Origin of the sequence: Micromonospora gifhornensis (genome assembly GCF_016863515.1) — a bacterium.
Taxonomy (GTDB): domain Bacteria; phylum Actinomycetota; class Actinomycetes; order Mycobacteriales; family Micromonosporaceae; genus Micromonospora; species Micromonospora gifhornensis.
Genome location: NZ_BOPA01000003.1, coordinates 78,551 through 100,366 on the forward strand (window position 1 = coordinate 78,551; position 21,816 = coordinate 100,366).

17 protein-coding genes are annotated in these 21,816 nt (G+C 73.9%); 8 read left to right on the top strand and 9 right to left on the bottom strand.

What is annotated here, in order from left to right:
• Positions 1 to 13: 13 nt before the first annotated feature.
• The 6 genes from Vgi01_RS01800 to Vgi01_RS01825 all read right to left on the bottom strand — a co-directional run bounded on the left by Vgi01_RS01800 (position 14) and on the right by Vgi01_RS01825 (position 5,414).
• Positions 14 to 1,501 (bottom strand): phytoene desaturase family protein, encoded by a 1,488-nt coding sequence (locus Vgi01_RS01800; RefSeq protein WP_102660446.1) that lies wholly within the window; start codon positions 1,499 to 1,501, stop codon positions 14 to 16.
• A 55-nt stretch (positions 1,502 to 1,556) separates the two neighbouring features.
• The gene (locus Vgi01_RS01805) at positions 1,557 to 2,684 is read right to left on the bottom strand and encodes a glycosyltransferase family 2 protein (RefSeq protein ID WP_102660447.1); all 1,128 of its coding nucleotides are present in this window, start codon (positions 2,682 to 2,684) and stop codon (positions 1,557 to 1,559) included.
• Positions 2,681 to 3,538 carry a carotenoid biosynthesis protein gene (locus Vgi01_RS01810; RefSeq protein ID WP_204289950.1) on the bottom strand — a complete coding sequence of 286 codons (858 nt, stop codon included), beginning with the start codon at positions 3,536 to 3,538 and terminating at the stop codon, positions 2,681 to 2,683. Before Vgi01_RS01810 ends, Vgi01_RS01805 begins: the two co-directional genes overlap by 4 nt.
• Positions 3,535 to 4,098, bottom strand: coding sequence for a GNAT family N-acetyltransferase (locus Vgi01_RS01815; RefSeq protein ID WP_204289951.1), 564 nt, complete (start codon positions 4,096 to 4,098; stop codon positions 3,535 to 3,537). The genes Vgi01_RS01810 and Vgi01_RS01815 overlap by 4 nt, the downstream gene beginning before the upstream one ends.
• Positions 4,095 to 4,832 (bottom strand): monooxygenase, encoded by a 738-nt coding sequence (locus Vgi01_RS01820; RefSeq protein WP_102660450.1) that lies wholly within the window; start codon positions 4,830 to 4,832, stop codon positions 4,095 to 4,097. The genes Vgi01_RS01815 and Vgi01_RS01820 overlap by 4 nt, the downstream gene beginning before the upstream one ends.
• A gap of 93 nt (positions 4,833 to 4,925) precedes the next feature.
• Positions 4,926 to 5,414 carry a YbaK/EbsC family protein gene (locus Vgi01_RS01825; RefSeq protein WP_102660451.1) on the bottom strand — a complete coding sequence of 163 codons (489 nt, stop codon included), beginning with the start codon at positions 5,412 to 5,414 and terminating at the stop codon, positions 4,926 to 4,928.
• Between the two features lie 580 nt (positions 5,415 to 5,994).
• On the opposite strand from Vgi01_RS01825, the gene Vgi01_RS01830 reads away from it, so the two are divergent.
• Complete coding sequence (locus Vgi01_RS01830; protein WP_102660452.1) at positions 5,995 to 6,444, top strand: SAV_6107 family HEPN domain-containing protein; 450 nt, start codon at positions 5,995 to 5,997, stop codon at positions 6,442 to 6,444.
• A gap of 156 nt (positions 6,445 to 6,600) precedes the next feature.
• Positions 6,601 to 7,320: a DnaE2-dependent mutagenesis accessory factor ImuA' gene (gene imuA' / locus Vgi01_RS01835; protein ID WP_102660453.1), complete on the top strand. Its 720-nt coding sequence runs from the start codon at positions 6,601 to 6,603 to the stop codon at positions 7,318 to 7,320.
• Between the two features lie 170 nt (positions 7,321 to 7,490).
• Here the strand turns inward: imuA' and Vgi01_RS01840 are convergent, their stop codons facing one another.
• Positions 7,491 to 8,162: a hypothetical protein gene (locus Vgi01_RS01840; RefSeq protein WP_204289952.1), complete on the bottom strand. Its 672-nt coding sequence runs from the start codon at positions 8,160 to 8,162 to the stop codon at positions 7,491 to 7,493.
• Between the two features lie 182 nt (positions 8,163 to 8,344).
• Between Vgi01_RS01840 and Vgi01_RS01845 the strand changes: the two genes are divergently transcribed.
• From Vgi01_RS01845 to Vgi01_RS01870, 6 genes are all read left to right on the top strand, one after another.
• Positions 8,345 to 9,925: a DNA polymerase Y family protein gene (locus Vgi01_RS01845; RefSeq protein WP_204289953.1), complete on the top strand. Its 1,581-nt coding sequence runs from the start codon at positions 8,345 to 8,347 to the stop codon at positions 9,923 to 9,925.
• Between the two features lie 72 nt (positions 9,926 to 9,997).
• Positions 9,998 to 13,450, top strand: coding sequence for an error-prone DNA polymerase (locus tag Vgi01_RS01850; RefSeq protein ID WP_204289954.1), 3,453 nt, complete (start codon positions 9,998 to 10,000; stop codon positions 13,448 to 13,450).
• Positions 13,451 to 13,501: 51 nt separating this feature from the next.
• A complete protein-coding gene (locus Vgi01_RS01855; RefSeq protein WP_102660457.1) occupies positions 13,502 to 14,308 on the top strand; it encodes a methyltransferase domain-containing protein in 807 nt (268 codons plus the stop codon).
• The gene (locus Vgi01_RS01860) at positions 14,305 to 15,522 is read left to right on the top strand and encodes an alkaline phosphatase family protein (protein ID WP_204289955.1); all 1,218 of its coding nucleotides are present in this window, start codon (positions 14,305 to 14,307) and stop codon (positions 15,520 to 15,522) included. Before Vgi01_RS01855 ends, Vgi01_RS01860 begins: the two co-directional genes overlap by 4 nt.
• Positions 15,523 to 15,589: 67 nt before the next feature.
• On the top strand, positions 15,590 to 16,849 hold the full coding sequence (locus tag Vgi01_RS01865) for a DNA polymerase IV (protein ID WP_102660459.1): 1,260 nt from the start codon (positions 15,590 to 15,592) through the stop codon (positions 16,847 to 16,849).
• A 115-nt stretch (positions 16,850 to 16,964) separates the two neighbouring features.
• The gene (locus Vgi01_RS01870) at positions 16,965 to 17,360 is read left to right on the top strand and encodes an SCO2097 family morphological protein (protein ID WP_102660460.1); all 396 of its coding nucleotides are present in this window, start codon (positions 16,965 to 16,967) and stop codon (positions 17,358 to 17,360) included.
• 671 nt (positions 17,361 to 18,031) lie between these two features.
• Here the strand turns inward: Vgi01_RS01870 and Vgi01_RS01875 are convergent.
• Together Vgi01_RS01875 and Vgi01_RS01880 are read right to left on the bottom strand one after the other, a co-directional pair.
• Positions 18,032 to 20,503, bottom strand: coding sequence for a transglutaminase TgpA family protein (locus Vgi01_RS01875; protein WP_204289956.1), 2,472 nt, complete (start codon positions 20,501 to 20,503; stop codon positions 18,032 to 18,034).
• 16 nt (positions 20,504 to 20,519) lie between these two features.
• The gene (locus Vgi01_RS01880; RefSeq protein WP_102660392.1) at positions 20,520 to 21,815 is read right to left on the bottom strand and encodes a DUF58 domain-containing protein; all 1,296 of its coding nucleotides are present in this window, start codon (positions 21,813 to 21,815) and stop codon (positions 20,520 to 20,522) included.
• Position 21,816 lies beyond the last annotated feature (1 nt).

A 21,816-nucleotide genomic window follows, 5' to 3' on the forward strand; every position in this document is an offset into this window, starting at 1 on the left:
CCGCCTGGTGCGCCTACCAGGCGGGGCCGACGGCGTCGGCGACGATCTGGGCGGACAGGGTCACCATCGGCAGGCCGCCGCCCGGATGGCTGGAGCCGCCGACCAGCCACAGGCCGCGAGCCGGCCCCCGGTTGGCCGGGCGCAGCAGACCACCGGCGGTGCCGTAGATGGTGCCGCCCGGGGCGCCGGTGGCGGTGGCCAGGTCGGCCGGGGTCCGGATGTCGCGGAACACCAGCCGGTCGCGGACGTCCACGCCGCGTTCGGCGAGCACGTCGAGGATCCGATCGGCGTACGCCTGCGCCAGCCCCGGCCGACGCCAGTCGACCGCACCCGGTGCGGTGCCCTGCCGGGCGGCGTTGACAAGCACGAACCACGCCTCGTGGCCGTCCGGGCGGACCGCCGGGTCGTCGGCCACCGTGACGAAGATCGTCGGGTCGGCGGCCGGCCGGGCCCGTACCCCCCGACCCGGGTCGCCGAAGACCGCGTCGAACTCGGCGTCGTAGTCGCGGGGGAAGAACACGTTGTGGTGGGCCAGCCCGCTGTCCCCGCGTACGCCGAGCAGCAGCACGAAACCGGCAAGGCTGCGGTCGGTGAGCCCGGCCAGCCGGCGCGCGTCGGGCAGCAGGTCACGGTAGACGGTGAGCGCGTCGACGTTTGCCACCACCACGTCGGCGGGGATCGGGGCGCGCTGGTCGGCGACGCGTACCCCGTGCACCCGACCGCCGGTGGCGTCGATCCGGGTGACAGTGGTGCCGGTGCGTACCACCACCCCCAGGTCCAGGCAGCGCGACAGCAGCGCGTCGGCGAGGGTGCCCAGCCCGCCGCGCAGGTACCAACCGCCGAAGGTCAACTCGGCGTAGGGGACCGCGACCAGGGCGGCCGGGGCGCGCCGCGGATCCGCGCCGGTGTATGTGGCGTACCGGTCCAGCAGCATCCGCAGCCGAGGATCGGACAGGTGGGACCGGCCCAGCCCACGCAGACTCTGCCCGGGGCGGATGGCGGCCAGGTCGCCCAGCCGCCAGGCCAGTCGGGCCAGGTCCCGGGGCGAGTCGACGCGGCGACGCAGGATGTCGTGTTCGCTGGCCCGCCACACCCGGGCCGCGCGCCGCCACAACCGTTGCCAGTCGGCGGCGGCCCGGTCACCGAGGGCCGCGCCGATGCGGGCGGTGAACTCCGCCGGGTCGGCGCAGGAGTCCAGCACTGCAGCACCCTCGTCGAAGACGTGCCGCACGATCGGGTCCAGCGGCACCAGGTCGAGATATTCGTCCAGCTTCGCCCCGGTCGCCTCGAACAGCTCGTGGAAGACCTCGGGGAGGGTGAGCAGGCTGGGCCCGGTGTCGAAGTGGAACGGACCCGCCTCGGTGTCGCGGGTGTGCCGCCCGAGCTTGCCGCCGACCGTGTCGGCCTGCTCCAGGACGGTCACCTGGTGCCCGGTGACGGCCAGCCGGGCGGCGGTGGCCAACCCGCCCACCCCGGCGCCGACGACCACGATCCGCGCCATGCCGCGTCCTCCTAGACCGTGTCGAAGTCCTCGCTCCGGCCCGCCGCAGGCGGATCTAGCCGACCGGACGGCCGCGCCAGGACAGGCGCCGCCGCTTGCGCAGATGGTACGACCGTACGGTCAGCCAGCCGAGGACCGCGACCGACACGGGGTGGCTCAGCGCGTCGGGCCAGGCCCGCCCGCCGGTGGCACGGGCGCTGACCACCCGTCCCACCACCCCCGTCAGGTACGTCAGGGCGGCCACCCCGGCCAGGACCGGCGCCCCGGCCAGCAGGGCGGCCACGGCGACCAGCGGCGGCGCGGTGTAGAGCAGGAGCAGCAGACCGACCACCAGCGCGGCGGCCAGCGGATGCCCGAACGTGGCCCACAGCGACTTGGTGTAGCCGTCGCGCAGCTGCGGCCAGGTGTCGTACATCCGGCAGGTGGCCAGCCGTGAGCCGTCGGCCAGGGCGATCCGGCCGCCGGCACGTTTCACCGCGCGGGCCAGCTCGATGTCCTCCAGCACCCGGTCGGCGACCGCCGCGTGCCCCCCGGCCCGCAGGTAGCCGGCCCGGTCGACGACCAGGAACTGCCCACCGGCCGCGGCCAGCGACGGCCGCCGCGAGCGTTCCATCGCCCGCAGCGGCAGGAAGGTCAGCCACAACCACTGCAACAACGGCTGCACCAACCGGTCGGCCACCGTCCGCACCACGATCCGCGGGTACGGCGACAGCAGCTCAGCCCCGGCGGCGCGCAGTTCGGTGACCGCCGCCGCCACGGCGTACGGGCCGAGCACCACGTCGGCGTCGACGAAGACCAGCGCGTCGGTCGATCCTTCGACGTGGCCGGCCAACTGCCAGCAGGCGTGTGGCTTGCCCAGCCAGCCCGGCGGCGGGGCGACCCCGGTGCGCAGGGTGACCCGGGGGTCGTCGCCGACCACCGCGCGGACCACCTCGGCGGTGCCGTCGGTGGAGCCGTCGTCGAGCACCACGATCCGCAGTCCCGGTACGCCGCGCTGGGCGAGCAGCGCCCGCAGGCACGGGGTGACCCGGTCGGCCTCGTCGCGCAGCGGCAGCAGCACACTCACCCGTTCGTCGGTCTGCACCGGACGGTCCGCCGGGCGGCGCAGCCACCGGCCGGCGTTGACCACGGTGTGCCCGGTCAACGCGACGACGACGAGCAGGACGACGAGCAGCCAGGTCATGCCGCGACGTCGGCCCTGGTGCGCTCCGCGCCGGCGTGGTCGTCGCCGGTCCGGCGGGCCCGCAGCAGCGTCACCGCCAGCGGCACCGCGATCACCGCCATGCCGAACCCGCCCCACAACGCGGAGGCGGGCAGGTCCAGGAAGACCGCGTGGGCCAGCACACTGGAGGCGTACGTCCACAGGTAGAGCGCGTACATCGGCCGGTCGCGGGCGTCGGTGTCGGCCACGGCGGCACCGGCGAGCGGCCGCAGCGCGGTCATCACCAGCACGGCGAACAGCAGCCAGCCCAGGTAGTTGCTGACCGGGATGCCGGCCAGCCCGGGCAGTGCCGGGGTGGCGTCACGCCACACCCAGTGCCCCTCGGCGACCATCTGCGGGTCGAGGAAGAGGTCCCAGGTGGCCAGGCCGAGGGTGGCCAGCCCGATCCGCGCCGGCCACCGCCACCACCGGCGTGCCGTGCCGCCGCCGGTGAGCCGGGTCGCCACCAGCCAGGCCGGCCAGGTCATCCAGGTCCAGGCCAGCGGGATGATCAGCGGCACCCCGGCCAGTTTCGGGCCGAGTTGGCCGGAGTAGTCGTAGCTGCCGAACGGAAATCCGGTGGCCACCCCGAGGGCCTCGATGGCGAAACCACCGCCACTGGCCAACGCGATCAGCGCGAGCGCCGTACGCGGGCCCCGGCTGAGCAGGGCGTGGCCGACCGAGAGCAGGTAGCCGAGCACGACGGTGGCCACGGTCAGCCGGGCCCGGGTCGTCCCGCTGGTCAGCGGGTAGCAGATCTGCGCCAGCACCAGCAGGGCGAGCATCCCCCAGGCGTACGCCCGGATCGCCGACCGGGCCGATGGTCCGCCGTTCATGATCGTGGCGGCTGCGTGGGCGCGGGTAGGGGCAGATCCCGGCCGAGCACCCCGAACGGACGTTCGTCGCCGGGGAAGTGGAAGTCGCGCAGCAGGTCGACGAAGCCGAACCGGCGGTACAACCGCCAGGCGCGGGAGGTCTGCTCGTCGGCCTCCGGGGTGGACAGCAGCGTGGTCGCGCCCTCGGCCATGGTGAGCAGCGCCCGCAGTTGCCCGGCACCCAGGCCGTGCCCCTGCGCCGGTGGGCGTACGTGCAACTCGACCACCTCGAAGCAGTCGGTCAGCCAGCGTCGTCGGGCGTCCGGGTCGAGTGCCCGCCAGACCTGGTCGTGCCACCACTGGCCGGGGCCGCCGAGGTAGCCGTAGCCGAACCCGGCCAGGTGCCCCTCGGCGGTCAGGCTGGCGACGGCCCGGAAGCCGGGACGGCGTACGTGGGTGGCGATGTAGCCACGGCGGGCCTTCAGCAGGTCGGCGCGGTAACCCATGGCCTCGCCGTAGACGGCCACCACGTCGTCCAGCCGCCGGAGGAGATCGTCCGGTGTCCACCGCACCAACCTCATGCCCGTCCACCCTTCGCCGGGTCGCCGTCGACCCACCCCAGTACCGTCCGGTCACCGATCACGTCACGCACCTCGAACCGGGTGAAGAGCTCCTCCGCGTACCACCGCGCGGTCTCCGTCCGGGCGATCGCGGCCCGGTGCTCCGGGTGACGGTACGCGAACCCCACCAGGTCTGTCGGATCACGCCACACACTCACCGTGCCCTGCCAACCCAACGGGGCCTCGCCGACGCCGAAGCGGGCCAGCAGGCCGGGCGCGGCGTGCAGGGCGGCGGCCACCGGCGGGATCGCCCGCCAGAAGGTGAGCGCTCGGGTCGGTCGCAGCCGGGCCCGGGTCAGGGCCAGCACCGGCCCGCTGACCCGGCCACCGGTCGGCTCGCCGAACGGCCGCCGGCCGGACCACTCACCCCGGCTGCTCAGTGGCCGCAGGTCGAGCCGGACGCCGGCCACGGCGATGCGGGACCAGGCCCGACCCACCGATGATTCGGCGAACCGGGTGGCCGCGACGGGGGAGTCCCACACCGTCAACGCCGCCCAGCGGGTCAGGTCGGCGTCACCCGGCCCGAAGCCGGTGCCGGTCCCGGTGCCGAGCAGCTTGCCGAACCGTACGCCGGGCAGGGCGCGCAACCGGCGCGGATCCCGCGCCATCCGGACCAGCGCCCGGCCCACGGCGGCCCGGGGAATCCGCCACACATGCAGGGTGACCAGCTCCGGAACGTGCTCTGGCTCGCTCACGCCGCCGCCTCGCTCACATCGCCGCCTCGCTGCGCTCGCCGCCGGCGCGAGGCACCACGCTGCTGCGCTTGATGGTTCGCTCGCTTCGCTCGTTCACGCCACGTCGGTCGGGGTTCCGCCGGTGATCCGCAGCAGTTCGGCGTACGTGGTGGGAAAGACCGCCTGCGGTACGCCACCGGCGGCCCAGACCTCGTCGTACTTGTCCAGGGCGTTGTCCACCAGGGTGCGCAGCGGCTGCGGATGGCCCACCGGGGCGACCCCGCCGATCACCTGGCCGGTGTGTTCCTTGACGAACTGCGGGGTGGCCCGGCGCAGCCGGGTGATGCCGAGCCGGGCGGCCAGGCCGGTGGTGTCCACCCGGTGCGCGCCGGAGGTCAGCACCAGCAGCGGGGCCCCGTCGGCGTCGAAGACGAGCGAGTTGGCGATGGCCCCCACGTCGACGCCGAGCGCCTCGGCGGCGGCCGCGGCGGTGTGCACGGCGTCGGGCAACAGGCGGACCGTGGCCGGTGCGTCGGAACCGTTGCGCGCCTGTGCGGCGTCGAGCGCGTCCTGCACCGCCCGGACGTTCGGGTGTGACTGCATCCCGCCATTCTCCCCGGTGCCCGGCCGGGCGGTGCAGCCGGAGTCGGGTGGGTGGCCGTCGCTGACTCGCTCGTCTTCGAGGCCGTGGGGGCTGCCGGGCTCGGGGTGAGGCGGGCTCGGGGTGAGGCGGGCTCGGGGTGAGGCGGCGTCAGGGGCCGGGGAAATCGGTGACCGGAGGGTGCCGGCGCGCCACACGTTGCATTTTCGTCGGGGGGAGGGTGTACTGTCAGCAGCAGTTAGAACGAGTGTTCGATTGAGTCGAACGTTCGTTCCAACCCCCTCGGGGCGGGTGTTTCGCGGCATCCGGCTCCGAGAGAGGTGCGGTACCGCGGACCGCACCGGGCCCCGGGCAGTCGCGAGTCCGGACCCATCAGGCAGGAACGTCGCTCGCCGCCCACGACCCCCGGGCGGCGAGCGACGGACCCGCCGGTACGCCGGCCGGGTGTGGTGTGGGGAAGCTCCACACCCGGCCCGGCCACCCACCTGGTGCGTCTTCCTCCGCACCGCCCGCCGCGGGTGTCCCGCGCCGACGGATCTCCTCCGTCGTGCGACCGCCCGCCCCGGTCCGCCTGGAGGAGACATGCCGACCAGCCCGGCCCAGGTGCCGACGGTGCCCGCGCACGTGCTGCCGCACCGCACTCCCGCCCAACTGCTGGCGGTGGCGCGGCAAGGGCTCGCCGAAGCCGCTCGGACGAGTCCCGACGGCCTCCGGTACGCCACCGCCCACCTCGCGGCCCTGCGTGCCGCCGCTGCGGTGCTCGCCGCCCGCGCCCGTCCCGCGCCCACCCGCCGCAGCCGGATCACAAGTGTCTGGGTCCTGCTCGCCGGCGTCGCCCCCGAGTTGAACGAGTGGGCCAACTACTTCGCCGTCGCCGCCGGCAAGCGGGCCGCCGCCGAGGCCGGCATACCTCGGGTGGTCACCGCCCGGGAGGCCGACGACCTGCTCCGTGCCGCCGGGGAATTCGTCACGGTGGTCGAGTCCGCACTCGGCATGGCCCATCAGCCGGCGATCGAGGGACTCGTCGCCTGAGTCTCGGCGTCCGGTCACCACTGGCGGGACCCAGGGTGGCCGGGCGTCGTCCGGCAACGCCGACCCGACCATGCCGTGTCGGCACGTCCTCATCCGAAGCAACGACAGCACCATCCTCGGGCCGGTGCCCGGGGCGATCCGACGGGGGTAGATCCGATGGCGGGCCGCATGGTCGTCGGTTCTGCCGCGCTGGCCGCACTGGTGCGTCCGGCCAGCGCCCCCGATCCGGCGGGCGGCCACCGGATGCTGCCGGTACGGCCCGAGCTCAGTGGGTTGCTGCCCGGCCGAGGGTTGCGGCGCGGCAGCACCATCGCGGTCGGCGTCGGGCAGCACCGGCACAGCGGCACCACATCGCTGTTGCTCGCCCTGCTCGCCGAGGCGTCCCGCGCCGGCTCCTGGTGCGCGGTGGTCGGGATGCCGACCTTCGGGCCCGGCGCGGCGGCCGAGGCGGGAATCGCCCTGGATCGGCTCGCCCTGGTGCCGCAGCCTGGTCCGGAATGGCCGACCGTGGTCGCCGCGCTCATCGACGGGGTCGACGTGGTGGTCACCGCCGTGCCGGCCGCCGTCTCCGCCTCCGTCGCCGGCCGACTGGCCGCCCGGGCCCGGCAACGCGGCAGCGTGCTGGTGCCGTACGGCCGGTGGGACGGCGCGGATGTGACGCTCCAGGTGGTACGCGGGGTGTGGGAGGGGCTCGGGTCGGGGCGGGGGCGGCTGCGTCGCCGCGAGATGACCATCTCGGCGCGCGGCCGGGGTGCCGCCGCCCGCCCCAAGGAGCTCACGGTGTGGCTGCCCGGTGCCGAACTGACCCGGGTCATCCCCCGGTCGGCACCGGCCGGCCGGCCGGAGGCCGCGCTACGCGTGGTGGCATCGGCATGAGCGTCCACCCCCAGGCAAACCGTCAGCTCGGCGCGCGTCAGTTCGGCGCGCGTCAGTTCGGTGCGCGTCAGTTCGGTGCGCGTCAGTTCGGTGTGCGTCAGAACGGTGCGCTCCGGGCCGGTTGGTGTGCAGTCGGCCGGTCGGTGGTCGGTGGGTCGACCGCTTGTGGGTCAGCGGCCCGGGTCGGCTCGCCGGGTGGGCCGGGGACGGGCGGCGCCTGCGGTTCGCCACAGCGCCGTGGCGAGCCAGAGCAGCCCGGCGCCGAGCAGTACGCCGTGGGAGATCCGGACCGCCGCCGGGGTGAAGAACTGGGGCAGGAAGAGCAGGAACCCGAGGGCGAACGGCACCCCGCTGAGTCGGGGCAGCAGGTTGTCGCGCCAGATCGCCACCGCGGCGAGGGTGGCGCCGACAGCGAGTGCCAGCAGGCCGATCCCGAAGGTGGAGATCGCGATCGGGTCGTACCGCACCTGATCGGCCAGGGCGAGCAGGTCGATCTGTGGGTTGGTGGTGGCCTGGCGAGCGATCGCGTGCAGGCCGAACGCCTCGGCGCCGTAGTACGGCAGCACCAGACCGGCGCCGACGGTGCTGGTGACGAAGGCGGCCACGAGGGTGCGGCCCGACCCGGTGCCGGCGACGGTCCGGGCGAGGACCAGCAGGCCGAGCGGCACCAGGATGAAGCCGATCATGGCGAAGGTGTGCGAGGGCACCCAGGTGCTGGCGGACATCGCGGCGAGGGCGCCGGCCGCGGTGGATTCGTCGTGCCAGGGGCGCAGGGCGGGATAGAGGACGAACATGACGGCCGCGGCGGCGAGGGCGGCGGCACCGGCTCGGATCCGGTTCATTGCGGACTCCTTGACGGCCATGCGGGCCGGATGAGGGGCAGCAGGGGTGGCGGGAACCGCCGCAGTGCAACGTCGGCGGCCCGGCAGGACTTGGCTTACTGCTGTAGCCAGAAAGCTAATGCCATTAGCTTTCGGGGTCAAGTCGGCCTGGTGGTGAGCACGACCATCGCGAGGTACGGCCGATGACACGGACCTTGCTGCTCTGGTGCCCGGACTGGCCGGTGCTCGCCGCCGAGATAGCCGACGGGGTACCGGCCACCGGGCCGGTGGCGGTGCTGCACGCCAACCGGGTCCTCGCCTGCTCCGAACAGGCCAGGGCCGAGGGGGTACGCCGAGGGCTGCGCCGGCGGGAGGCACAGGGCCGCTGCCCGGGGCTGACCGTCGTCGACCACGATCCCGGGCGGGACGCACGGGCCTTCGAGCCGGTGGTGGCCGCGGTCGAGGAGGTGGCGGTCGGGGTCGAGGTGGTCCGCGCGGGCGCCTGCGCGTTGCCCGCCCGAGGGCCGAGCCGCTACCTCGGCGGTGAGGAGGCGGCAGCCGAACGGATCGTCGAGCACGTCGCGCAGAGTTGCGCGGTGGAGAGCCAGGTCGGTGTCGCCGACGGGGTCTTCGCCGCCGGGTTGGCCGCCCGACAGGGGCGGATCGTGCCGCCCGGCGAGACACCGGAGTTCCTGGCCGCCCAGCCCGTCGAGGCGCTCGGCCGGCCCACCCTGGCCGACCTGCTGCGCCGGCTCGGAGTGCGTACGCTCGGTGACTTCGCCGCGCTGTCCGCCGGTGACGTGTTGGCCCGGTTCGGCTTCGACGGGGCGCTGGCCCACCGGATGGCCGCCGGCCGGGACGACCGCCCCCTCGCGGTCCGGCGGCCCCCGGTCGACCTGACGGTCACCACCGACCTCGACGAGCCGATCGAGCGGGTCGACGTCGCGGCGTTCGCCGCCCGGACGCTGGCCGAACGGTTGCACGAGCGGCTCGCCGGGCACGGGCTGGCCTGCACCCGGCTCGGCATCGAGGCGGTCACTGCGCACGGCCAGGAGTTGCACCGGGTCTGGCGGCACGACGGTCTGCTGGACGCGGCGGCGATCGCCGACCGGGTCCGTTGGCAACTGGACGGCTGGCTCACCGGCGCTCGCCGGGGCGGCCCGGCCCGGCCCACCGCCGGGATCATCCGGCTGCGGTTGGTGCCGGACGGGCTGCTGGCCCAGGCCGGCCTGCAACCCGGGCTGTGGGGCGAGACCGGCGAGGAGCGCGAGCGGGCGCATCGGGCGCTGAGCCGGGTGCAGGGACTGCTCGGCCCCGAAGCGGTGGTCACCGCCGTGCTCGGTGGCGGGCGCTCTCCGGCCGACCAGGTACGGCTGGTCCCATGGGGCGACGAACGGCTACCCGCCCGTCCCGATGCCACCCCGCTGCCGTCCTGGCCGGGGCGGCTGCCGCCGCCCTCGCCGGCGGTGGTGCTGCCCACTGCGCTCGCCGCGCAGGTGTGGGATGCCGCTGGTGAGCCGGTGACGGTGAGTGCCCGGCTGGCGATGAGTGCCCCGCCGGCCCGGCTGAGCATCGATGCGACGGTGGAAGCCCTGGTCCCGGTCGGCGTGGGCAGGGCAGCCGAGATCGTCGGCTGGGCCGGTCCGTGGCCGGTCGACGAGCGATGGTGGGCCCCGGCCGAGGCCCGTCGCCGAGCCCGCTTCCAGGTCTGCCTGGCCGACGGCAGCGCACTGCTGCTCGCCGTCGAGCGCGGCCGATGGCTGCTGGAGGCGATCTATGACTGACGTGAATCTTGGTACGAAACAGCCCTCCTGGGGGCCGGAACGTACCAAGATCGTGGCGGCGAGGTGGGGACGATGAGTTTCCACAATCCACGGCTGCCGTGGTCGGAGTTGGAGCGGGTGCTTTCCGGTCGGCCGGGGAGCGGGAACGGGCAGGGCGGCGGGGGTAGGAGCGGCGGGGGCAGGAGCGGTGAGGGCCGGAGTGGTGGGGGCAGGAAGGGCAGCGGGAAAGGGGAAGGCGGTGGGGAGCGGCATCTGCATGTGGTGGATCCGCTCGCCGTCGACGCCGACGGGGGTGACTCGCCGGCCTGGAGCCGGCGGCGGGAGCACTACCTGCCACCGGAGCTGACCCGGCCCGACGATGTGCTGCCGTACGCGGAACTGCACGCGCACACCAACTTCAGCTTCCTCGACGGCGCCAGCCACCCGGAGGAACTGGTCGAGGAGGCCACCCGGCTGGGACTCACCGCGCTCGCCGTCACCGACCACGACGGCTTCTACGGCGTGGTGCGCTTCGCCGAGGCGGCCCGCGCGCTGCACCTGCCGACGATCTTCGGGGCGGAGCTGACCCTGGGCCTGCCCGGCCCGCAGAACGGGGTACCCGACCCGCACGGCAAGCACCTGCTGGTGCTGGCCCACGGTCACGAGGGGTACGCCCGGCTGGCCACCGTCATCGCCCGCGCCCACCTGCGGGGCGGGGAGAAGGGTCGCCCGGTCTACGGGGAGTTGGAGGAGATCGCCGCCGACCTGCGCGACCACGTGCTGGTGCTGACCGGCTGCCGCAAGGGGCACGTGCCGGCCGCCCTGCTCACCGAGGGGGTCGAGGCGGCGGCCCGCGAGCTGGACCGGCTCACCGCCCTGTTCGGGGCGGAGACGGTGGCGGTGGAACTGACCGACCACGGGCACCCGGTCGACGAGGACCGCAACGACGCCCTGGCCGAGCTGGCCACCGCCGCCGGGCTGCCCACAGTGGCCACCGGCAACGTGCACTACGCCACGCCGGGGCGACGTCGACTGGCCACCACCCTGGCCGCCGTACGGGCCCGGCGCAGCTTGGACGAGATGGACGGCTGGCTGCCCGCCGCCGGCACCGCCCACCTGCGCTCCGGTGCCGAGATGGCGGCCCGGTTCGCCGCGTACCCGGGTGCGGTGGCCCGGGCCGCCGAGTTCGGCGCGGAACTCGCCTTCGACCTGCAACTCGTTGCACCGCAACTGCCGGCGTACCCGGTGCCGTCGGGGCACACCGAGATGAGCTGGCTGCGGCAGCTCACCGAGGCCGGCGCGCGGGAACGCTACGGCCCGCGCGAGGCCCACCCGCAGGCGTACGCGCAGCTCGACCACGAGCTGAACATGATCGAGGCGCTGGGCTTCCCGGGCTACTTCCTGGTGGTCTACGACATCGTCGAGTTCTGCCGCCGGGCCGACATCTACTGCCAGGGCCGGGGCTCGGCGGCCAACTCGGCGGTCTGCTACGCCCTGCGGATCACCAATGTGGACGCGGTCCGGCACCGGCTGCTGTTCGAACGCTTCCTGGCCCCCGAACGCGACGGCCCGCCCGACATCGACGTGGACATCGAGTCCGACCGCCGGGAGGAGGTCATCCAGCACGTCTACGCCCGGTACGGCCGGGAGCACACCGCCCAGGTGGCGAACGTGATCTCGTACCGGCCCCGGTCGGCGGTGCGGGACGTGGCCAAGGCGTTCGGTTTCTCCCCCGGTCAGCAGGACGCCTGGAGCAAGCAGATCGACCGCTGGGGTGACGTGGCGGCGGTGGACGTGCCGGAGATCCCCGAGCAGGTGGTCGCGTACGCCAACGAGGTGCAGACTTTCCCCCGGCACCTGGGCATCCACTCCGGCGGCATGGTGATCTGCGACCGGCCGGTGATCGAGGTGTGTCCGGTGGAGTGGGGCCGGATGCCCGGCCGCAGCGTGCTCCAGTGGGACAAGGACGACTGCGCCGCCGTCGGCCTGGTCAAGTTCGACCTGCTCGGCCTGGGCATGCTCTCGGCGCTGCACTACGGCTACGACATGATCGGGATGAGCCTGGATCTGGGCGACATGACGCTCGACGACCCCGAGGTCTACGACATGCTCTGCCGGGCCGACTCGGTCGGGGTGTTCCAGGTGGAGAGCCGGGCCCAGATGGCCACCCTGCCCCGACTCAAGCCCCGGACGTTCTACGACCTGGTGGTGGAGGTGGCGCTGATCCGGCCCGGCCCGATCCAGGGCGGCTCGGTGCACCCGTACATCCGGCGCAAGAACGGGCAGGAGCCGGTGACGTACGCCCATCCGCTGATGCGCAACGCCCTGGAGAAGACCCTCGGCGTGCCGCTGTTCCAGGAGCAGTTGATGCAGCTCGCCATCGACCTGGCCGGCTTCGACGCGGCCGAGGCCGATCAGCTGCGTCGGGCGATGGGGGCCAAGCGCTCGGTGGAGCGGATGGCACGCATCGCCGACCGGCTCTACGCCGGCATGGCGCAGCGGGGCATCACCGGCGAGTTGGCCGACGACGTCTACCGCAAGCTCACCGCGTTCGCCAGCTACGGCTTCCCGGAGAGCCACGCGATGAGCTTCGCCTACCTGGTGTACGCCAGCTCCTGGCTCAAGCGTTACCACCCGGGTCCGTTCCTGGCCGCGCTGCTCAGCGCCCAACCGATGGGCTTCTACTCGCCGCAGACCCTTGTCGACGACGCCCGCCGGCACGGGGTGGAGGTCCGTCGACCGGACGTCAACGCCAGCGGTGTGAAACCGGTGCTGGAGTCCACAGCGGACACCCGGTGGGGCAGCCAGCCGGGGGAGCCGCCGCACGCCTGGGGGCTGGGCGGGCCGGCCGTACGGCTGGGACTGTCGGGTGTGCGTACCCTCGGCGAGCCGGTGGCGCAGCGGATCGTGGCGGAGCGGACGGCGCACGGGCCGTACCGGGACATGCCGGATCTGGCCCGGCGGGTCGGTCTGACCGCTGCCCACCTGGAGGCCCTGGCCACCGCGGACGCCTTCGCCTGTTTCGGACTGAGCCGGCGGCAGGCGTTGTGGGCGGCGGGCGCGGCGGCGCAGGACCGACCGGACCGGCTGCCCGGCACGGTGACCGGCGCGGCCGCGCCGACCCTGCCCGGAATGGAGGCGGTGGACCGGCTGGTGGCCGACGTGTGGGCCACCGGGTTGTCCCCGGAGAATCATCCGGCCCGGTTCATCCGCCCGCAGTTGGAGGCGATGGGTGCGGTGCCGATCGACCGGCTGGGTCGGGTGGAACCGGGTCGGCGGATCCGGGTCGGCGGGATCGTCACCCACCGGCAGCGGCCGGCGACCGCGGGCGGGGTCACCTTCCTCAACCTGGAGGACGAGACCGGGATGCTCAACGTGACCTGCTCACCGGGGTTGTGGCAGCGCCAGCGGCGGGTGGCCCGGACCAGCGCGGCGCTTGTGGTGCGGGGAAGGTTGCAACGGCACGAGGGGGTGACAAACCTGATCGCCGACCGGTTGGAGGCCATCGAGCCGCCGGTCCGGCCGGCCTCCCGCGATTTCCGCTGACGACGATGGACAGCGCCGCTGCGGCGTACCCGACCGGTGTGACCGGGGCCGATGCCCGGTGGACTCAACCTCGGCTGCAGGGCCGGCGGGGCAGGCCCTAGGCTCGACCGGGTGGAACAGACCCCAGGCGCGGCCGGGCCGCCGTTGACCCCCCGTACCGCCGTGGTCTGGTCGGTGCTGCGCGCCGAGCTGGACCGTCGGCCCTCCGCCGAACTGACCGTGCTGGACGTGGGTGGCGGCACGGGCGGCTTCGCCGTGCCGCTGGCCCAGGCCGGGCACCAGGTCACCGTGGTCGACGCCAGTCCGGACGCGCTCGCCGCGCTCAGCCGCCGGGCCGCCGAGGCCGGGGTGGCCGACCGGGTACGCGCGGTGCAGGGTGACGGTGACGCGCTCGCCGGGCTGGTCGAGCCGGACAGCGTCGACCTGGTGCTCTGTCATGCCGTACTGGAGGTGGTCGACGAGCCGGCGTCGGTGGTGGCCGCGCTGGCCACCGCACTGCGTCCCGGCGGCGCGGTGAGCGTGCTGGTCGCCGGCCGGTCGGCGGCGGTGCTCGGCCGGGCCATGAACGGGCACCTCGACGTGGCCGCCACGCTGGCCACCGACCCCGCCGGCACCGCCGGGCCCCGGGACACGTTGCGCCGCCGCTTCGACGCCGAGGGCGCCGCCGCGCTGCTGACCGCCGCCGGCCTCACCGTCGAGGAGATCCACGGCGTACGCGTCCTCGCCGACCTGCTGCCCGCGGCCGTGGCGGACGGCCAGCAGGGTGCCCTCGTCGAGTTGGAGCGGGCGCTGGCTGCCCGCCCGCCCTGGCGGGACCTTGCCGTGCAACTGCACCTGTTCGCCCGCCGCCCGGCATGACCGACCCCACCGCGACGCCCGGCGGCACTGCCGTGCCGCATCCGGGAGGCAGCGAACGCGTCCAGGGTTCCCTCCTCGCACCGGTGACGCCGGAGTACGGCGGGAGAAGCCTGGCGGACGTGCTGCCCAGCGCGCTGGCGGTGCTCGGGGTGCCCGGCGGCGCCGACCTGCTCGGGCTCGCCGACGAACTGGCCGGGGTACGCCGCATCGCGGTGCTGCTTGTCGACGGGCTCGGCTGGCACCAGCTCCCGATCGCCGCGCCGTACGCGCCGACCCTGGCCGGGCTGACCGCCACCACGGGACGACCGCTCACCTGCGGATTCCCCTCCACCACCCCGACCAGCCTGGTCACCCTGGGCACCGGTACGGCCTCCGGCGCGCACGGAGTGCTCGGTTTCACCCTGCGAGTGCCGGGCACCGACCGGGTGCTCAACCACATCGAGTGGACCGACGACCCGCCACCGATGCGCTGGCAGCCGGTCACCACCGCGCTGCAACGCGCCCGGGCCGCCGGTGTCGCGGTGACAGTGGTCAGTCGGCCGGAGTTTGGTGGCAGCGGCCTGACCGTGGCCGCCAACCGGGGAGGCGACTACCGGGGCGCCGCCGGGGTCGACGCGCTGGCCGCCACGATGCTGGCCGCCCTGACCGCCGGGACCGGACGCACCCTGGTCTCCGGCTATCACCCGGACGTCGACCGGCACGGCCACCTCAGCGGCGTCGACTCGGTGCCCTGGCGTACCGCCGTCACCGACCTGGACGCGCTGTTGGCCCGGCTGGTGGACGGGTTGCCGTCGGACGCGGCGCTGCTGGTCACCGCCGACCACGGGCAGTTGAACGTACCGGCCGAGCACCGGTTCGACCTGGACACCGACCCCCGGTTGACCGCCGGGTTGCAGGTGGTCGCGGGGGAACCCCGGGTGCGTTACCTGCACGTCGTCCCGGGGGCCACCGAAGACGTACGGGCCGCCTGGTCGCAGGTGCTGGGCCCGGCCGCCCGGGTGCTGACCCGCGACGAGGCGGTGGCCACCGGCTGGTTCGGGCCGGTACCGGAGGAGCACCTGCGCCGCATCGGCGACGTGGTGGTGGTCTGCAACGACACGTACGCCGTGCTGGCCAGCCGGTCGGAGAGCCCGATGCTGTCCCGGCTTGTGGGTTTCCACGGCGCGGACACGGCAGCCGAGATGACCATTCCACTGCTTGTCGTACGGGGCTGACCGGCCTGGATGTCGGTGCCGGGGGCTGACCGGCCTGGATGTCGGTGCCGGGGGCTAACCTGCCCAGGTGGGCCGCAGCCAGTCGTTACCCCGGGGCGGTGATCCCCGCTTCGGGCCGGACGCCGACGACACCGGCTGCCCGATCCTGCACGTCGACATGGACGCCTTCTACGCCTCGGTGGAGGTGCGGCACCGGCCGGAGTTGCGCGGCCGGGCCGTCGTGGTCGGCGGAGTCGGCCCGCGCGGGGTGGTCAGCTCCGCCAGCTACGAGGCCCGACGGTACGGCGTACGCAGCGCGATGCCCACGATGCGGGCCCGCGCCCTCTGCCCGCACGCGATCTTCCTGCCGCCGGATTTCACCCGCTACACGGCCGCCTCCCGAGCGGTCATGCAGATCTTCCGGGACGTCACCCCGCTGGTCGAACCGCTCTCGCTGGACGAGGCGTTCCTCGACGTCGCGGGGGCCCGGCGGCTGTTCGGCTCACCGGCGACGATCGGCCGCCGCATCCGTGAACGGGTCGAGGCCGAACAGGGCTTGACCTGTTCGGTGGGGGTGGGGCCGAGCAAGTTCGTCGCCAAGCTCGGCTCGACCCGCGCCAAACCCGACGGGCTGCTCGTCGTCCCGGCCGCCCAGGTGCTCGACTTCCTCCACCCGTTGCCGGTGTCGGCGTTGTGGGGGGTGGGGGAGCGTTCCGCCGAGGCGCTGCTGCGGCTCGGTCTGCGTACCGTCGGTGACCTCGCCCAGGCGCCGATCGGCATGCTGCGCACCGCGCTGGGCCAGGCCGCCGCAGCGCACCTGCACGAGCTGGCCTGGGGGCGGGATCCGCGCCGGGTCAGCCCCGAGCAGGTGGAAAAGTCGATCGGGGCGGAAGTCACCTTCGACGTCGACGTCGACGACCCGGAACACCTCCGCCGGACGTTCCTCGCGTTGGCCGAGAAGGTCGGTGCCCGACTGCGCGATGCCGAACAGGTCGGGCGGACCGTGTCGATTAAGGTGCGGATGTCGGACTTCCGCACCATCAGTCGATCGCGCACTCTGGAAGTTCCCACCGACGTCGCTCGGGAGATCTTCGACATAGCGTGGTCCTTGTTCGCCGCCCTGCCCTCCGGCGAGCGAATCCGTCTCGTCGGCGTACGAGCGGAAGGACTGCACCGGGCGGACGCCACACCCCGGCAGCTCACCCTTGGTGAACCGGAGCGCGGATGGCGGGAGGCGGAGGTCGCCGCCGACGCGGCGGCTGCCCGATTCGGGCGGTCCGTCATAGGCCCGGCGAGTCTTCTCAGCGGCCGAGATACGCGACGAAAGGAAAATCCGACGCGGCCATAGGTCGTCCCGCTTTCCGACGCGCGAGCCCCCTCGTAGACTTGCGGGTAAGCAGCCGGTTGGCTGCCACGGTCTGTCGGCCCGACCGGACCGACCAACGTGACCGGGGAGGAGTGCCGTGCCGCTCTCGGAGCACGAGCAGCGGCTGTTCGAGCAGATCGAGCGGTCGCTTGCCGAGGACCCCAAATTCGCCTCGGCCGTGCGCGCCAGCGATCCGCGCTTCCACGCGCGGCGTCGCCTGCTCGTCGCTGCCGGCCTGATCATCGCCGGCTTGGCGTTGTTGGTATATGGCGCGGTGATCAAAACTCCGCCGCTGGCAGTGGCGGGATTCGTTGTCATGCTGGCCTCGGCCGCGTTCGCCGTGCAGTCGCACCGTCGAGCGCAGTCGCCGGACCTGCACGTCGTCGGGGGCACGGCGAGTCGTCGCCGATCCCGCGGTCGTGCCGGCCGGAGGCCGGGCTTCATCGACCGGATGGAGGACCGGTGGCGGCAGCGCCCGGAGGGGCACCGCTGACCCGGTGATCCGGCCCGTGCAGCCTTAGGCGGCGGATCGCGTCACCGGGCCCACCCCGGGGCGCACACCTGACTCGATCGACCCCCGGTCGATCGAGCCATCGGCCTGCCCCACCCCCTTGACGGCACCCTTCACCCCGCACGCCCCACCCACCCACCTCGCGCGTCACCCATAGCCCTTGGCCGCGCTCCCCGGCCCCCCAGCACCCGATCCCGCCTGACCCTGCGCCCTCGCGTACCGCTGAGCCCTGCCCCGCGTCCCCGCGTTCGCCCCGCGTCCGCGTTCGCCCCGCGCTCGCCCGGCGTCCCCGCGATCTTGCACTTTCGGTCGGGACTTACTGGAGCAAGGCGGGCATTTTGGCGACCGAAACTGCAAGATCGCGGGCGCAGGATCCCGTGCGGGCACGTCGCGCTCTGCGCCCGGCCCGGTCGTACCCCGCCCCGCCCCGTGTCGCGTCCTGCGTCCCGTCACTTCCCGTCACGTCCCGCCCTGCGTTGCGTCGGGTCCCGTCCCGCGATCTTGCACTTTTGGTCGGGACTTATTGCAGCGAAACGGTCATTCGGGCGACCGAAACTGCAAGATCGCGGGGGCCCAGGGGCCCAGGGGCCAGGGCCCAGGGCGCGGGGCGCGGGGCGTGGGGCGCGGGGGGCGGGCGTGGGTGGGGGTGGGGGTTAGCGGGTGGTGCGGGTGGCTAGTAGGCGGCGGGGGTTGAAGCGTAGGAGTCGGGATCGGAGTTGTCCGCCGGAGGTGACCAGGCGGGCGGAGGTGTCCGCGATGGCGGTACGCCAGCGGCCCAGCACCGAGGGCGGCAACGTGGTCGCCAGCAGCCGGGTTCGGCGGTCGGCCTGTCCGGCGAGGGCGCTGCGCACCGTGCGCAGTGCGGCCGGCAGGGGCTCGCCGGTCAACGGGTCGCGCGCGTAGCGGGCCCGCTCCTCGGCCCGTCCGAGCAGGCGTACGGCCGTACCGGCGTCGGTGTCGGTGCCGACCGACTCCCGGGCCAGCCGGTCGGCGGTCGCCCGGGGGGTCTCCGTCGGGTCCACCCGGACGCGGTAGTCGACAAGCGTGTCGATCAGCTCGTCCCAGGCGGCGTGTGCGTCGGCGCGGGCCCGGTCCGGGTCGGTGCTGACCGTCACCCGTGGTTGACCAGTGGTGGTCGAGTCCGCGGTCGACGGGTCGAGTGTCCGGGCGACCGGGGCGAGTCGACCGCGTCGCCGCCGCAGGGCGAGTCGGCGCAGCGCCGGCACGGCGAGCAGGGCGAGCAGCGCCAGCAGGCCGGCGACGGTCAGCCAGGGCCAGGTCGACGTACGGCTGGCCGGGGTGTTCGGGTCGGCGCCCGCGCCGGTGTCGACACCTTCCTCGAACTGGTTGGGACCGCGATCCGGTGTCTCCGTGGTGTCGGTGTCGTCGGGTGCGTCCGACGTGTCGGTCTGCGGCGTCGTCTCCTCCGGGGCGTCGACGTCCGGCGCCCAGGCGGAGCGGGTCGAGCCGGGCACCCCGTAGGTCGGGGTGGCGTCGAACGGCACCCAGCCGATCTGGTCGAAGTAGACCTCGGTCCAGGCGTGCAGGTTCCGGTTGGTCAGGGTCAGCGTGTCACCGCTGCGCCGGTTGCCGTTGGTGAAGCCGAACGCGACCCGGGCCGGGATGCCGGCGTCGCGCACCATCCAGGCCAGCGCGGCGGCGTACTGCTGGCAGTAGCCGGCCTTGTTCTCGAGGAAGTCGAGGATCTGCTGACCGCTTGTGCCTTCCGCGGTGCTCAGCTGGTAGGTGAAGCCGTTGTCCTCGGAGAAGTAGTCGTAGAGGGCGCGCACCTTGTCGTACTCGGTGCGCTTGTCCTGGGTCAGCTCCGCGACCAGGGCCCGCACCTCGGGCACGTCGGGGGTGACGGTCTGTTGCCGACGCAACGGCAGGTCGGCCGGCAGCGGCTGCGCCGAGCGCAGGGCCTGCGGGGTGTACGTCGAACGCACGTAGTCGAACGAGAACTTCTTGCCCCGGGAGTTGTCCCGGTTGGAGAAGAGCACCTGCAGGTTGGGGTCGTAGAACCAGTTGTTGCCGAGGTCGGAGAAGTTGACCGGCTCGGTGTAGAACGGCAGCAGCGGCATGTTCAGCTCGCGGGACACCTCCACGGTGGCCCGGTGCTGCGTACGCTCGACGCCGGGTCGCTGCCCGCCCGGGTCGGGCAGGTCCCCGGTGGCTCGCTGGCCGTTGGGGCCGCGGACCCGGAAGCCGTCCGCGCGCAGGTCGTCGGCGACGCCGAAGCGCAGGTAGAAGGGCTCCTCCTCGGTGGTGGTGACCTTGACCAGGTCGGTCACCTGCGACTGGTTGAGTTCACCGCTGAGCGCGGCGAACAGGTCCACCCGACCGGGGGAACCGCCCAGCCCCGGGCCGCCGAGGCCGGAACCGGCACCGGAGTTCAGCGAGTTCATCAGGCCGACGGTCATCCCCGGCACGGCCAGCGGCACCAGCACCGCCAGCGCGAGGCCCAGCACGGCCAGCCGCCGGCCCGCGGCGGCCAACGGGGAGGCCTCCCACACGTCGACGTCGCGGCCGTCACCGGTGAACCGGCGGCCGAACCGGCGGACCCGGTCCACGTTGTCGGTGACGAGCAGCCAGAGGAAACCGGCGGCGCCGATGGCGAACGGCAGCGGCGGGACGCTGTCCACGTAGACCGCCACCGGCACCGAGTAGATGGCCAACATCGGCAGTCCGGCCAGGGCCGGGCGGCGCATCCCGACGCAGAGCACGTCCACCAGCACCGCCACCGAGCCGATGCCGAGCACGGTGACGAACAGCAGCGGATCGGTGTCGGGAACCTTCACACCGTAGGAGCGCATGTCCTCGACCGAGCCGGTGAGCAGCTCGGCGAAGTGCCCGAAGGTGCCCGGCGCGGGCAGCACGGCCAGCAACTCGGAACCGCTGGGGAACAGCCAGGTCAGGGCGAGGACGAGGCCACCCAGCATGGCCAGCACCTGGGCCCAGAGCGGGGCCCGGCCGAGCCGGGCCAGCGCCGCCGCGGCGGCCACCGCGGCCACCGCGATGACGGCCTGCACGAACCACGTCCAGCGTTCGAAGATGGCCGACAGGGGCGCGGCGGCGAGCAGCGTCGCTGCGGCGGCCACCAGGCCCAGGTTCCGGTGGGCGATCATGAGGGGGACCTTCCGTTCATCGCACGCCGCCGGCCACCGTCTCGGCCATCGCCGCACGCAGGGCGAACCCTTGTGAGCCGCGGCCGGCCTGCGGCCAGAGCGCCGGCAGTCGCGCACCGTGGTCGACGCCGATGACCCGCCAGCCGGCCTGGAGCAGGACCAGGGCGGCGGCGTCGTGTGCCTGGTCGGCCTCGGCCCGGGCGTGTGCGGGCAGATTGAGCCAGGCGGAGCTGTCCAGCAGGAAACACACGCAGGTGGCGTTGTTGGCCCGCAGACCGGCCAGCAACTCCGCCTCGGCGGTGCTCAGCGTTCCGAACAGGCCGATGACCAGGCCGCCGTCGGCGCGTTGCCGGACGTGCTGCATCAGGGTGGTGATCTCGACCCGCTGGTCCAGCCGGACCTCCGCGAGATGGTCGAGCAGCAGCCCGTCGCCGCCCTCGCCCGCGTCGACGTCCGCGCCGCCCCCGGTGACCAGCCGCAGCTTGTAGCCGGCCTGGCGCAGGTGGACGGCGATGCTTGCCGCCCCCGAGACGGCCCATTCGAAGCTGGCCGTCGGCCCGTCACCGTGGTGGCCGTACGCCCGGGTGTCCAGCACGACGGTGGCCCGGCTCTCCCAGGGCTGCTCCTCGCGCCGCACCATCAGCTCACCCGTACGGGCGGTCGACTTCCAGTGCACCCGGCGCAGGTCGTCGCCGCGGCGGTACTCACGGGTCGCCGCGTCGTCCTCGCCGTGCACCGCGACCGAACGGGCCCGGCTCTCCCCGCTGCCGGTGTACTCCCCGGGCAGCCGCACCGACGGCAGGGGCACCACCTGCGGGATGACCGTGAGCCGGTCGGTGCCGGGGAAGGCCCGGGTCAGTTCACACAACCCGAACGGGTCGGTCAACCGGACCACCAGCGGACCCACCTCGTACCGGCCGCGTACGTCGGCCCGCACGGTGTACGCCACCGAGCTGGCCTGGTGCGCGCCGAGGCGTTCCAGCACCACCCGGGGGCGGCTGCCCAGCGCGTACGGCAGGCGGTCCTCCAGCAGCAGGGTGCCGGTGGGCAGCCGGGACATGTTCTGCAACCGCAGCACCACCCGGGCGCTCGCGCCGACCGGTACCCGGTGCGGCTCAAGCGACCGGTGACAGGCCAGCTTGTACCGGCTCCGGCCGACGTAGAGGGCGGCCAGCAGGGGCAGGACGGCCAGCAGCACGGCCACCCGCAGCAGATCCTTCTCGCCGAGGATGACGGCGGAGATGGCTGCCGCCACCGCGGCGGCCAGGAACGAGCGGCCACGGGTGGTCAGTCCGCGTAGACCGTCACGCACG